We start from the raw sequence: 13,632 nt of genomic DNA on the forward strand, positions 1-13,632 counted from the left end.
TTCGTGTTAAGTGGAGAATTGGGAGGTTTGGGATGCTTAAAGTGGAGATAAGAAGGCCAAGAACTGGGGACATAAAAGAGTTAAATTCATTTTTTAAATTAGTGATTACTGATACTTTTATTAAAGAAGGTTTAGGTGAGAAGTTAGACGATATTTATGATGAAATTAAAGTTAAGGAAAAATACTTAAAAAGTGATTTTGAAAGCAATGGCGAAAAACGATATTTCTTGATTGCTTTAGATGGTGATAAAATTATCGGTTCAATTGAATATGGTCCAGCAAGTGATCTTATATGTAATTGTACAAACAACGCCTTCAAAGAGCTAATTGAAATAGGTACAGTATTCGTTCATCCTTATTACCAGAAAATGGGGATAGGGAATTTACTTTTGAATAAGATGTATTATACTTTGCAGAGTAGAGGCATAGAAGAATTTTGCTTAGATTGTGGATATATAAGCTCACAAAAAATTTGGAAAAAGAAATTTGGAGAGCCTAATTATTTATTACAGGACTATTGGGGCAAAGGATATGATCATATGATTTGGAGAATCAAGATTAGCGATTTGGTATTAGGTTGAGCTGTAAGAAAAACTAATGGTTGGAGTCTATTGGAAATGGCACTACCCATACTATTAAAGGAGACTGAGTAAAATGGATAGCAGTTTCAAAAATGCTAAGTTTGAGTGGGTTAAGGAAATGATTACAAGTAATTTTGAAAACATGAAAATTAATCACATTATGCAACTTGGTGAGGGTTGGATGAATACTGCCTATCTGATCAATCATGAGCTCGTATTTAGATTTCCAAAAGATAAAGACGGGGCCATTGATATAAAGAAAGAAATAAAGGCGTTACTTTACCTAAAAAAACATATTTCTTTAAACATACCGGAATTTATTTATTGTGGGAAACAAGATAATGGATACCCTTTTGTCGGCTACAGATTATTAACAGGAGAACCAATGAATGAACAACTATTTTGCTCATTGCCATCAGAAACTAAAGAAAAAATCTCCTATCAAATTGCTGAATTTATAGATCAAGTCTGTTCATTCAGTATTGAACAGGCAAAAAGCCTAAATATTCCTGAAAAGAACTTCTATCAATATTATTTAGATATTTTCAATGAGGTGAAGGAAAAAGCCTTTAATAAAATCAATCAAGATATGCAAACTTATATTTCTTTTCGATTTGAAAAATACCTCAAAAATAAAAACCATTTCAGATATTCACCTAAGGTTCTTTATGCTGATTTATCGATGGACCATTTACTATTTGATCAAAAGAGGCAAGAATTAACTGGAATCATTGATTTTGGTGACATGAAAATTGGTGACCCTGATTATGAATATTTATACTTGTTGGAGGAATTTGGAGAATTATTTACGAAAAATGTGATGGAACATAGAAAGGAAGAAAATATTCAACATAAGTTTGAAAAGCTCTATTTTTTCCTGACAGCTGACAATGTTGTACTGTTATTGGAAGGCATAAAAAGAAATAATAGAGAGATGTTAGAAGAAGCTGTAAATATCATTCAGTGTGAAATGAAGATAAATCATATTAAATGATAGCAAAAGAGGAATAGAGGTATAGGGTTTCTACACAAATGATGATACTGGAGATTTATGATGCCTATAGGGTTTGGCTCGAACACAGTAGTAAAGCTTAAAACTAATTGATTTTAGGATTCGAATTATGTTCTGGTTATTCCGCAAAAGTGCGCAATTTCAGAGGAGAAATTACAATCTTTCTTTATTTATCCGTTCAGTTACCTTTAATAAGAATTGTTGTAACTAAATTGGAACAAACTGAATTAAATATAATTAGGGTGATTAATTTAATAAAAGTGTTTCTCATCCAATGGGCATAGCTACTTAAAAATTTTTAGAAATCCAGTTGACAGTCTATCTACTACGTGTTACTATATACCTGTAGTAAGTAATACTGAATACAGATGATATATAATAACAGGTTGCAATTAAAATAAATGACACCTCTACTACTAAATGCAATATACTTGTAATAAGCAATACTTAATAGCATGTTTACCCAAATGCTATTAAGTTAAAATTTTCTTTGGTACTAAGTAATACTGAATATAAGTCAGACAGAATAGGGGAGGAACTGAACATGGAAAATTTAACTGAAATGCTAAAGGGTTCGCTTGAAGGCTGTGTGCTGGAAATCATCAGCCGCCATGAAACCTATGGCTACGAGATTACCCGGCGCCTAAACCAGCTCGGGTTTACCGAAGTCGTGGAAGGGACTGTCTACACCATCCTCGTTCGACTAGAAAAGAAAAAGCTGGTAAACGTAGAAAAGAAACCGTCAGATATGGGTCCACCACGTAAGTTTTACTCACTTAATGAGGCCGGTCGTCAAGAACTTGAATTGTTTTGGAAAAAATGGGATTTTGTATCTTCAAAAATCAACATTTTGAAATCAACGTAGCTGCATAAGATATTCCATCCAATATTTTTAGAAAATCTTGTTCAGCTTTATAAAAAAGGAGCATTCCTGTTAGAAGGATTTTCAGGGTCTTGAAATAAAAAAAGCCCTCTAGTATGATGCATGAGTGTCAACAGCCATTGACCCATCATCACACAGGAGGACTCCGTCTATGAATTTTAATACGAACCAGAAAATTAATCAAGTCACTGAAAATACACTCGTCGTAGGTATCGATATCGCTAAGCACAAACATTATGCTTGCGCAATTGATGAACGAGGCCGTGTGCTTCAAAAGTCATTCCCTTTCACGCAATCAAGAAATGGGTTTGATGCATTTTATGAAAAGTTATTAACTTTACTTACTACGCATGATAAAAGCGAAATATTAGTTGGTTTTGAGCCTACAGGCCACTACTGGATGAATCTCGCTGTCTATCTTTTTGAACATGGGATTCCGTTTATCATGGTGAATCCGAGCCATGTGAACAAATCCAAAGAATTGGACGATAATCTCCAAACGAAGAACGATCAAAAGGATGCACTTGTAATTGCGCGTCTAATACGTGATGGACGTTTTAGCTATCCACGTATTCTAGAAGGCGTGGAAGCGGAATTACGAAACGGTGCCACGTTACGTTCAAAGATACAAGAAGATCTCAATGCATTACAAAATCGTCTCATTCGATGGTTGGATCGCTTTTTCCCAGAATTTATGTCTGTTTTTAAAAGTTTCGGAAAGATGGCGTATGCGGTTCTTGAAAAGACACCTCTACCCGCTGATATTCTCGGTAAATCTCCCGAAGAATTATTGTTTTTATACCGTCAGGTAGAGGGATTAAAATCACCTCAATTGCCGAAGGCAAAACAATTAGTCGAGGCTGCTCAATCTTCAATCGGGTTGACAGAAGGTCTTACGATGGCACGAATAGAAATTGCCACACTCCTTAGTCAACGCAAATTGATGCAACAACAGCTCGATAGTCTAACAGAACAATTAATTGAATTAACGAAACAAATGACGGATTATGAGTATCTAGCCACTGTGCCTGGTATTGGCGATGTAACAATCGTCGATCTTCTTTCAGAGATTGGTTCCTTCACTCAATATGAGCATCCACGCCAATTAATCAAACTAGCGGGACTCACATTACGTGAAAACTCATCTGGGCAACACAAAGGTCAGAAACGCATTTCAAAGCGAGGAAGAAGAAAGCTTCGTTCTCTCTTATTCCGAGTTATGATACCGTTGATTCGCCATAATGAAGCCTTTAAGCAATTACATGAATATTACACCACACGCACAGTTAATCCACTTCGAAAGAAGCAATCGATGGTTGTCCTTTGTGGTAAGTTACTGAAGATTTTACACGCTCTATGCAAGAAGAAAGTACAGTTTGATGAACAACTTATGATGAAAGACCTTTATTGTCTCGTAGAGGCAGCCTAAGCTACACCTTAGCTCGATTAAATTACAAAAGGATGACACGGAGAAGCCGGCATTATTTATTCCATCCGACTACGAGTCCCTAAAGGAGCATCGCCAGCCTCTGCCTTATGAATAGACCGAACGAAGGAATGTATGCGCTAGACGCCAAGAGACATGGGAGGGTACGTCATCATAAGCATTGCAGAGATCCAATTGTGCATCACATATTGGAACGGAAAGTTAATTACTACCAATTAACTTTAGCGAAGCGTATCCTCAAACTGTAAATGAATTGAAGTATTGTAAAATACTAAAATATTATTCTTTAAAAAATATTTTTTCTATTAGATAAAACGGGTCAAACCGTTGATATATCAACATTTATAGAGGGAGGAAATATAAATGAAAAGCGAAACAGGGGTATTATTGGGGCGTTTAATACGTAACATAATGCGCAGCCCGGATACAATTATCACGGTGGCAATTACGCCGATTATGATGATGTTGTTGTTTGTTTATGTATTTGGAGGCGCCATAGATACAGGCACGGACAACTACGTCAATTATTTATTGCCAGGAATTTTGCTGATTACTATCGCATCCGGCGTCGCTTACACTTCCGTACGGCTGTTTACAGATGTAAATAGTGGGCTGATGGCACGATTGTTTACCATGCCAATCAAGCGCTCATCGGTATTATGGGCTCACGTATTGACATCGCTTGTCTCCAATGCGCTGACTCTCATGCTGGTGTTCCTGGTCGCGTTATTGATGGGCTTCCGTTCCAGCGCTAATCTCCTGGATTGGTTCGCGGTAGTTGGGATAATCGGTCTGTTTACACTGGCGCTGACATGGTTAGCGGTCATTCCTGGATTGACAGCGAAGTCTATGGAAGGAGCGACAGCCTACTCGTACCCGCTGATTTTCCTACCATTTATCAGTTCGGCTTTTGTCCCTACTGAAACCATGCCTAAAATTGTCCGTCTGTTTGCTGAGAACCAGCCCGTAACTTCAATCGTGAATGCTATTCGTGCCCTATTATATGAAGGGGCTGTTGGTAAAGATATCTGGATCGCGCTCTCCTGGTGCGTCGGCATCATGATTATCGCTTACTTTTTCGCCAGTAAATCATTTAAACGCCAGTTTGAGTAAGGAAACTATCGGCTGTCTCGTGGCAACTAAACCTTACAAATAAAAAATATATTTGGGAAAGCATGGGGAAATTTCAGTTCTTTAATTAATTTCTTAAATTCTAAGGTAAACTATTGTTAATATAATAATTTTTTGTTATTCAACAAAACAGCTAATAGTTCTCAACCGTCTAAAGAGGAAAGTTTATAAGAGAAGAACAAGAAGTTAAATATAATAATAACTAACTTTTCTTCTCTTATTTTTCCAATGTTATATAAAACAATATTATTATTATTATTATTGTTTTATAGGTATACATATTTCGCAATAATGATTATTACTCATATCACCAATGTATCTTTCGAAAATTGGTTTATTTTCTATTTGATATCCGCTTTTTTGTATAGATGGAAAAATACTAGAATATGCATTTTGAATATCTTCTCTTGTATGTTTTACTTCATATATCATGTATTTTCCACCAGGAAGTTCATTCTCGCTGATTGAATCATCTATTTGATAATCCTCAGATATCACAATACATGCGTCAAATCTACAATTTTCAGGTAGTGTTGTTTCAGGGTTATCCTGCTGAACTGCAAGTAGTATAGTATTTGATTTAAGAAGGTTTTTCTCCTTAGCCCATTTTTTAAAATTCTCCCACACTTCAATGTTTCCATTCCCATACGGGCCGACTCGTCGCATATAAGCAACACGATAGTTCGGAATTGTTTCAATTTTAAAATTCATAATTTCTTCTTCCTTTCTTGATTCATATTTGTATGATACAGGTTGAATGTAACATGCTTTAAAATCAAATTCAGTGTAATTTTTAAACTTTTTTAAATATTTTTATTTTGATTGTTTTTAGCAACGGGAGTTTAGTTAAAGTAAAGGGAGAATTTTCTCAAACGCTTATTTTTTTTGTTGAGAAGGAGGTATGTAGGTAAGTAATATAGAGAAATGCATTTATAGATTAATATCTAGCGGCACTAATTACCATTATCATCTTAAAACATGTTAGGTAAAATAAGGATAAATATCTTCTCAAGATGAGTTAACCTTACTATGGAAAAATTCATTAAGTATTTTATTCTTATATCTATAATCTGTATTATTTCAATAGGATATATCGTGTTTGAACAACATCAATTGATTGAAAAACAGCAGAGAGAAATATATAAAGAGTAAATTGCAACTTATTATCGAGCTGCAATGACTTTGGATAATCGAAACTTAAATGATATTAAACCTCAAACTCTTTATAGTTTGGCATTAGAGTTTGAAAAGAACCGTTCATACTAATCAATGTCAATAGTCGAATTTCCAAGGAATTTTACGGAATTTAATTGGAATTCTATGAACTTATTGTATAGGCTGGGGCAGGAATCGTATAAAGGAAATTTAAGTGACAAAGAGAGAATAGAACTAAGAAAACTCATCATTGATTTGCAGTTAATTGTTAATACATTTGGGAAAGACTTTTTTGGAAAAATATCAATGGGGAGATCCTCAGAGATATTTAGAGAAAGAATTAGAGATTGCTTCTAAAAAGTTGGCTGAATAATGTAATCAAAAATATTTAATGATACGATACTATTTTTTACGCGGTTTCACTCACTTTTCACTCACTTTTTAGTGGTTTTTATGTGATTTCATATAATATTTACGAACTTTTACCGCTTTTTTAAGCACTTTCTTCCAAGTGCGCTGCGAATAAGAAATAGTTTAGTGCCAATCCTAATCTGGGTTGGCACTATTACTATAACTATCATACCTAGATTGAGATATTTAACAAATTACAATTTGCAATATATATCAAATTACTATTTTATAGGTTGAATATACGGAACAATTGGTGCAGTTACTCCTACTGAAGCTCCTCGAATAAAGTCTTTCCCTACCAGTTCTTTAAAGTTTTCAGTACGGCCTGTTACCATAACACCTAGTACTGTAACTTCGTTAAACGGTTTGTTTTCGTTTTCTTCAATATATTTTTGGATTTCCTCGATTGATTGATTATTGTCATATTGTTTTAGATTATTGATAAATTCAGCGAATGCCTCTTTTGAAAGGTCAGGATCTGAATAACCGTAAACCGGTAAACTCGATGGCCCAGAATCTTCATCTACAATTTCTGACGTCATATAAAGCCAAGCTATATTTAAATTTTCAGGTATGTTTTGTCGAATTTGTTTGATTGTTAACGGCTCTTTGAATGAGATAGCCACCTCAGCGACGTAATTATTCATTTGAATAACTTCCTCGAGTTCATTTTGAACCCCGTCATAATATTGTTCGATTGCCGGATGATAAAAGGTTGCAACTTTTTGCTTCGTTTGTTTATCGTATTCATAACTATTGGTGCCATTTAATTGAATTCCAGGGATTAATTCGTTGTGGTCAATATCAACTCCAAACCACGAATAAGAGCTAGTTAAAGTACTCCAAGGAACTAGATAACCATTTATATTTTTTGATCGGTTTGTAATAATATTGCCGCCAAACATTGATGAATTAGCCGTTACTTGGGAGTCAATGGTTACATTAGGTTGAGAAATAGCGTGTTGTAAAAAGAGACTGTCATGTAATCGAGCTGTATTTTGGGCAGACAAATAGTTTCCGAGTCGATTAAATGTAAATAATAAGATAACACAAACGACCATCGAAATTAGCGTAATTATAATCCATTGTTTTCTTTTTGCTTTTTTTAATGCATTTTGAATCGATGGATCCATGCTTTAATCCCTCCAACTTCTGTACGAATTGTTTTTCTTGCGCGGTATAGCTTTTGCTTAACATTATCCATATGTAAATGAAGTAATTGTGAGATTTCCTCGTAAGAAAATTCGTAATAATATTTCAAAACAAAAATCTCCCTATATTCTTTTTTTACATTTTTCAACAAATACATTATTTCATCTTGATTAAAAAGTTGTTCAAAGTCGGCATTCCCACTTGCTAATTTTGATTGGATTTCATCAGAAAGTGGAGCATTATGCTGAAACTTTTTCCTCTTTAAATCAATAAACTCATTGAGAGCTACCCGATAAAACCATTGACGAATTATTTTTTCGTCTAGGTCAGTTAACATTGAATAGATTTTATAAAATGTATTTTGAATAATGTCTTCTGCATCTTCTTTTGATGCTCCTTTTGAGCGTAAAAGTAGAAACACTTCCTCTCCAATTTGAATTAGATAGGAGGTGAACGTGTCTTTTTGATTCATATTTTTCCTCCTCATTTATACAACGATTGAAGAATAGAAAAAGTAGACAAATAAAAAATAATTTATTCTCAATATTTAGCGATTATATACTAACTGCGAAAGGATGTTTTCTGAAAAAAGGTTATTTATAGAGTGAAATTTCCCACATCGAGCAGATTGGTGGCTCTGTACATATTTTTTTATGAAGAATTGGAAAGTGAAGTAATTTTATGTAAATCCGTATAAATAACTTGGCATATTTGGTTCGAGTTGTGTTTATCTACTATATAAAAGAAGTCTTATTAATTTTTTTATAAAATTGAACCGAATATTATTTGGTAATCGTCTAATAGCAGAATTTGAAATAGGTTGAAAGGGAGGGTAGTAGATTGGACAAAGAAGAAAAAGATTTCATATTAGAAAAGATAATGATTGAATATGGCGACGAGTTGGTAAGATTGGCATTTTCATATGTGAAAGATATAGGGATTGCTAAGGATATGGTTCAAAATACTTTTATCAAATGCTATAAAAACTTGGATTCGTTTCGATTTGATGCACAAATAAAAACATGGCTTTATCGTATAACAATTAACGAATGTAAAGATTATTTAAAAAGTTGGAATTACAAAAAGGTACAAGTAAGAAGTATTTTAAGTGAAACGACAAGGTCAATACTACCATCAACAGAAAAAGCAGTTATCGATAAATATACTAACGAAGAAATCAAAGATAATATCTTTTCTCTTCCGAAAATGTATAGGGAAGTAATTTATCTGTACTACTATGATTCATTAAAAACAGAGGAGATTGCGGACGTTTTAGATATTCCAGTTAATACAGTGAAAACTCGATTAAGAAGAGCGAAGCAAAAATTAGAATCGATGATAAAGGAGGCTGAATTTAATGGAAGATAAACGAATAAAATATAACTTTAATAATGTGTCTGATCAAGAATTAAGATTTACGAAAGAAGACCGTAATAAAGTGTTTGAACAAATTAAAATGGATAATGAACATACACAAAAGAAATCTCTTATATCTATTTCAAAAAAATTCGCTCCACTGACTGTATCTTTGTTAGCGGTAGGTTTGTGTATATTTTTCTTTATTCCTTCAATCCTTCAAGGAAATATTAATAACGAAAATAACGGAACGGATTCAATTGGAGTAGTAGCTCCAGAAGACAAAGATTTTACTGCATTATTTACGGTGAAAGATGAGAATAATAGAATACCTATTAACCTTTTATTTACTTATAGTAAAGATAAAAAAATGATGAAAGTTGTATCTATCCCTCGAGATGCTTATGCTCCTATATTAGATAATGATGGAACTACTTTATATGATAAATTGACCCATGCTTATGTTTACGGTTCAGGAGGGGCTGAAAATGTAAGAACAACAGTGTCTAAGCTATTTAATTTAACAATTGATTATTATGCGGTTATGGATTTAGAAACCTTTTCATCAATGATAGATTTAATGAATGGTATAGAGTACGACTTGCAAGAAGATATTCAAGTAAGAGCTATATCTCAAGTGGCATTTGAATTCGAAAAGGGGACGCATCATTTAAATGGAGAAGAGGTTGTGGCATTAATGGTAGATGCTACAACGGAAAGAAGCTTGGGTGAAGAAGACCTAGTCAACCTCATTAGTGCTGTTATTCATAAAACAAAAAACGAACTTCCAAAATCACAATTAAAAGAACTAACTACTACGATAGAAGGTAATATGCCATTTGATCATTTGGTAGAGAATAAAATGGAACTTCCATCGATTCAATTAGTATCATTAATCGATGGAATGAAAGATACGCAGATAAATGGGGCTTACTATATTAAATTTGAAAAAGATTTTTTAAATTCGGTTTCAGAAGAATTAACAACATTTAATTAAGCGGTTATATTAAACATTAAACTGATAGGTTTTAATTATCTTACTAATAAATGTAATAGCTACAGATTGATAAATGAGTAAATGAATAGCACAAGAATGTGAAATAACTTCTTTAAATGGAAACCATCAACATTTCACAACTTTAGCACGCTAAGTGCGTTAAACCGAAAAAGTCGATTCCTCCTGTACATTGAGGAATCGGCTATTTTATTTAGTTCTCAGAACGTTACCATAGCTTCTGCTAGGTTCGTATACAAACAAAGGGTCTGGTATTGAGTCAGTATCTAATTTTGCTAAGTAATCATCCTCTACAAAGTAAGTAGGCGCTCCCATTCGGAAACTGAATGACGGTGAAAATTTTAAAGTAATTTTTGTTGAAATATACAGTTTGACTGTATATAATCAAACTATACAGTTCAACTGTATATTTAAACTGTATAGTTGAACTTAATCGATGCTGGAGGAAATTATGAATAGAAATAAACATTTACCATTAACAGAGACCACATACTATGTACTTTTATCCTTGTTAGAGCCTGCTCATGGGTACGTTATCATGCAAAAGGTTGAAGAATTAAGTAACCAGCAAGTAAGAATAGCTGCTGGAACCCTTTATGGAGCTATTGAAAATTTACTAAAACATGATTTAATCCAATCTGTTAAAGGTGAAGATAAACGTCGAAAAACTTATGTAATTACGGAAAAAGGGTTAGAAGTTTTGAAATTGGATTTTGAAAGAATGCAGCATTTAATTCGTGTGACAGAAAGATTATTGAACAAATAATTTGGAGGGGAAATTATGAGAAAGTTTAAATACTTTATTGATTATGATAAAGAAGAAAAATGGTTAAAAGAAATGGCGAATAAGGGATATCAATTAGAAAGTGTCTCTTTCGGGTATAAATTTCGTCAGGCAGAACCTAAGGATACAGTAATTAAGATCGATTATAGAATATTTAAAAAGCAAGAGGATTTCATCGAATATTGTACTTTATTTGAAGATAGTGGCTGGCAGCATATCATAGGAACGAAAAGCTCAGGTGCACAGTATTTCAAAAAAATGGATCACAATAGTGATGATGATATTTTCTCAGATAAAAAATCAAGAGCTGGGAAATATAAAAGATTATCTAATATGTTCATGCAGATGGCGATATGCTATTTACCAATTTTCGTTGCACTGCAAACTACAGGAGCTATTGATATAGAAGCAATAGTTGATCCTAAATCATTGTATTATACACAGGGATTGTGGGAAATGCACGGATTATCATTTTGGAGAGCCTTTTTGTTTGAAACACCCTTTGCATTTTTCAGAGGTTTAGTATGGCTAGTTATTCCAATTTCGTTAATTTCATTTTTATTCTTTAGTTACAAAGCAAATAGATTGTATGAAAAGACTTTGAATTAGTCTTAATGCGTTAGTTTTAATGGAAAAAGATGTTGGTAACAACCTGAACTTTTAATAACTAGCGCTAGGAGTATCGAAAAATATGAGAATAAGAGGGACATAAAATGAATTTTAATAAAAAGATCTCTTTATTAGTAGTAGTTATCTATCTTTCAGTTTTATTATCCGGCTGCGGGAGCGCTGTGGCAGTAAATAATGCAGATCAATACATTACAACTATTAATCAAATTGATATTCCAGATGATGTCAAGGTGATTGGTTTGGGGGAGGCTACACATGGAAATGTTGAATTTCAAGAGTTGAAAAAAGACGTTTTTGAAGTGTTAGTAAAAAATGAAAATGTCCGTGTTTTTGTCTTAGAAGGTGATTTTGGTGGCGGACAGACAATTAATCAATTTATTTTAAATGGAAAAGGCACAGCAGAAGAGGTAGTCAATAACCTTGATTATAGTATTTATAAAACGGAACAAATGGTTAATCTTGTTCAATGGATGTATGATTATAATTTAACGGCAAGCCAGGACGAGAAAGTTTATTTTTATGGAAATGATATGCAACGCTATGACTTAAGTAAAAAAGGTGTACTTGATTTTTATAAAGTTATAAACGCAGATGCAGCAAAAAAATATGCAACACAGCTAGAACACGTTTCAAATGATACAATGCGTGATTTAACGACGGAGCAGTTGAAAGAAATAGATGAAATAATAAACAATATCATTCTAGATTTGCAATCAAATAAAGCGACTTACGTGGAAAAATCCTCCGTTGAATCTTATGCATTTGCTTTACAATATGCACAAATAATGAAACAGCGTACACAGTTGTTTTTAAATGAAGAAGATTATATGAAACTACGTGATCAATATTTGGCAGACAATTTACAATGGATTGCTGAATTTGAAGCAGCGAAAGGTCACGATAAAGTATTTGTAACCGGACATAATGGGCATATTGAAAAAACGTCTGCCTCATTAGCTGGCTACAAATCAATGGGAAATTATTTAGACGAGCTATATGGAGAAGGATATTTTGCAATTGGTACTGATTTTATTAGCAGCGAGTTTCAGGCGAAAAATGGCAGCTCTGGTGAACGACAAATTCATACAGTGGAAAATCACAATGATTTAGTTGATGCATTCAGTGAAGTGGAGTTAAATGAATTCTTTGTTGATTTTGAAAAAGCGAGTGAGTCAGAAGAGTTATTGGATATCATTTCGAGAGAGCAAAAGATGTCAAATATTGGAGATGATTTCCGTTCTTGGTACAAGTTTTTAAAGACATTTTACACGATTGAAATGACACCCAACGAAGCATATAACGGGATTATTATCGTAAAGAAAGCAACACCAACAAATGTAGTAGAATAGTAAGGTTTTATTAGATTAGCCTTTGAATAACACAATCTTCTTAATTTCTTAGGTTTCCAACAAAACTTTTGTTTAATATTTTATCCCTGTACGAAGGAAGTGAATCAAATGAAGAAATTTAAGATGTTTTTTGATATTGAAAAAGAGGAGCAATGGCTGAACGAGCTATTGCAAAAAGGTTATTGTTGTACAAATATTAGTGGATTAGGAATATACACCTTCAAAAAAACTGACAAGAGATATGTGATACGACTGGATTATCAAGACTATTTATCAAAGAAAAAGTTTGAAGATTACAAAGGGATATATGAAGATTTTGGTTGGAATTATATAAATAGCTCATGGCTTGGAGGGATTCGATATTGGCAAAAAGAAGATGATAATCAAAATGAAATCTTTTCGGATCGCCAATCAACGAGTAATTATTATAGAAGATTAATGGGCTATTCATCTGGATTAGGTATACTGTTTTTGTTATTTTCTTATATGCTGTACAAGGATTCAGGTTTATATTTAGCTGAAGGCCTTTGGAGCATGGAAGGTGCATTATTTTGGAAAGCTTTTTTATTTGAAACTCCATTTGCTCTTTTGAGGTCGCTTCCCGCCCTTATGGTTGTTTTCTATTGCAGCAGTTTCTATAAAGCTTATCGAAAGTATTCAATGTTAAAAGAAAACTAAGATGCTAGCAAGTTAAGTATTTTTTAATCCAAAGAAGAAGTAATTGAA

Annotated in this window: 14 protein-coding genes; 11 read left to right on the forward strand and 3 right to left on the reverse strand. The window is 33.3% G+C overall.

The genetic code is table 11. The annotated features are described in order from the left end of the window. Positions 1-32: 32 nt before the first annotated feature. From MKY04_RS04735 to MKY04_RS04755, 5 genes are all read left to right on the forward strand, one after another. Positions 33-581 carry a GNAT family N-acetyltransferase gene (locus MKY04_RS04735; protein ID WP_126293709.1) on the forward strand — a complete coding sequence of 183 codons (549 nt, stop codon included), beginning with the start codon at positions 33-35 and terminating at the stop codon, positions 579-581. A 73-nt stretch (positions 582-654) separates the two neighbouring features. Further along, entirely contained in the window at positions 655-1,575 is a 921-nt protein-coding gene (locus MKY04_RS04740) for an aminoglycoside phosphotransferase family protein (protein ID WP_126293708.1), read from the forward strand. 562 nt (positions 1,576-2,137) lie between these two features. After that, complete coding sequence (locus tag MKY04_RS04745) at positions 2,138-2,458, forward strand: PadR family transcriptional regulator (protein ID WP_126293707.1); 321 nt, start codon at positions 2,138-2,140, stop codon at positions 2,456-2,458. 169 nt (positions 2,459-2,627) lie between these two features. After that, entirely contained in the window at positions 2,628-3,905 is a 1,278-nt protein-coding gene (locus tag MKY04_RS04750) for an IS110 family transposase (protein ID WP_126296408.1), read from the forward strand. Positions 3,906-4,286: 381 nt separating this feature from the next. Continuing rightward, complete coding sequence (locus tag MKY04_RS04755; RefSeq protein ID WP_346235435.1) at positions 4,287-5,036, forward strand: ABC transporter permease; 750 nt, start codon at positions 4,287-4,289, stop codon at positions 5,034-5,036. Positions 5,037-5,312: 276 nt separating this feature from the next. On the opposite strand, the gene MKY04_RS04760 is transcribed toward MKY04_RS04755, so the two are convergent. From MKY04_RS04760 to MKY04_RS04770, 3 genes are all read right to left on the reverse strand, one after another. Continuing rightward, the gene (locus tag MKY04_RS04760) at positions 5,313-5,765 is read right to left on the reverse strand and encodes an AraC family transcriptional regulator (protein ID WP_126293703.1); all 453 of its coding nucleotides are present in this window, start codon (positions 5,763-5,765) and stop codon (positions 5,313-5,315) included. 1,076 nt (positions 5,766-6,841) lie between these two features. Further along, entirely contained in the window at positions 6,842-7,753 is a 912-nt protein-coding gene (locus MKY04_RS04765; RefSeq protein WP_126293702.1) for a sigma factor regulator N-terminal domain-containing protein, read from the reverse strand. Continuing rightward, on the reverse strand, positions 7,726-8,244 hold the full coding sequence (locus MKY04_RS04770) for an RNA polymerase sigma factor (protein ID WP_126293701.1): 519 nt from the start codon (positions 8,242-8,244) through the stop codon (positions 7,726-7,728). Before MKY04_RS04770 ends, MKY04_RS04765 begins: the two co-directional genes overlap by 28 nt. Before the next feature lie 368 nt (positions 8,245-8,612). Between MKY04_RS04770 and MKY04_RS04775 the strand changes: the two genes are divergently transcribed. The 6 genes from MKY04_RS04775 to MKY04_RS04800 all read left to right on the forward strand — a co-directional run bounded on the left by MKY04_RS04775 (position 8,613) and on the right by MKY04_RS04800 (position 13,584). Then, entirely contained in the window at positions 8,613-9,140 is a 528-nt protein-coding gene (locus MKY04_RS04775; protein WP_126293700.1) for a sigma-70 family RNA polymerase sigma factor, read from the forward strand. Then, positions 9,130-10,125 (forward strand): LCP family protein, encoded by a 996-nt coding sequence (locus tag MKY04_RS04780; protein ID WP_126293699.1) that lies wholly within the window; start codon positions 9,130-9,132, stop codon positions 10,123-10,125. Before MKY04_RS04775 ends, MKY04_RS04780 begins: the two co-directional genes overlap by 11 nt. 469 nt (positions 10,126-10,594) lie before the next feature. Then, positions 10,595-10,909 carry a PadR family transcriptional regulator gene (locus MKY04_RS04785; RefSeq protein ID WP_126293698.1) on the forward strand — a complete coding sequence of 105 codons (315 nt, stop codon included), beginning with the start codon at positions 10,595-10,597 and terminating at the stop codon, positions 10,907-10,909. Positions 10,910-10,921: 12 nt separating this feature from the next. After that, positions 10,922-11,536: a DUF2812 domain-containing protein gene (locus MKY04_RS04790; protein ID WP_246020242.1), complete on the forward strand. Its 615-nt coding sequence runs from the start codon at positions 10,922-10,924 to the stop codon at positions 11,534-11,536. Positions 11,537-11,640: 104 nt separating this feature from the next. Beyond that, entirely contained in the window at positions 11,641-12,906 is a 1,266-nt protein-coding gene (locus tag MKY04_RS04795) for an erythromycin esterase family protein (protein WP_346235436.1), read from the forward strand. Positions 12,907-13,014: 108 nt separating this feature from the next. Further along, the gene (locus tag MKY04_RS04800) at positions 13,015-13,584 is read left to right on the forward strand and encodes a DUF2812 domain-containing protein (RefSeq protein ID WP_126293695.1); all 570 of its coding nucleotides are present in this window, start codon (positions 13,015-13,017) and stop codon (positions 13,582-13,584) included. The last annotated feature ends 48 nt before the right edge of the window (positions 13,585-13,632 follow it).

The organism is Lysinibacillus telephonicus, from assembly GCF_039654155.1.
GTDB classification, from domain to species: Bacteria; Bacillota; Bacilli; order Bacillales_A; family Planococcaceae; genus Ureibacillus; species Ureibacillus telephonicus.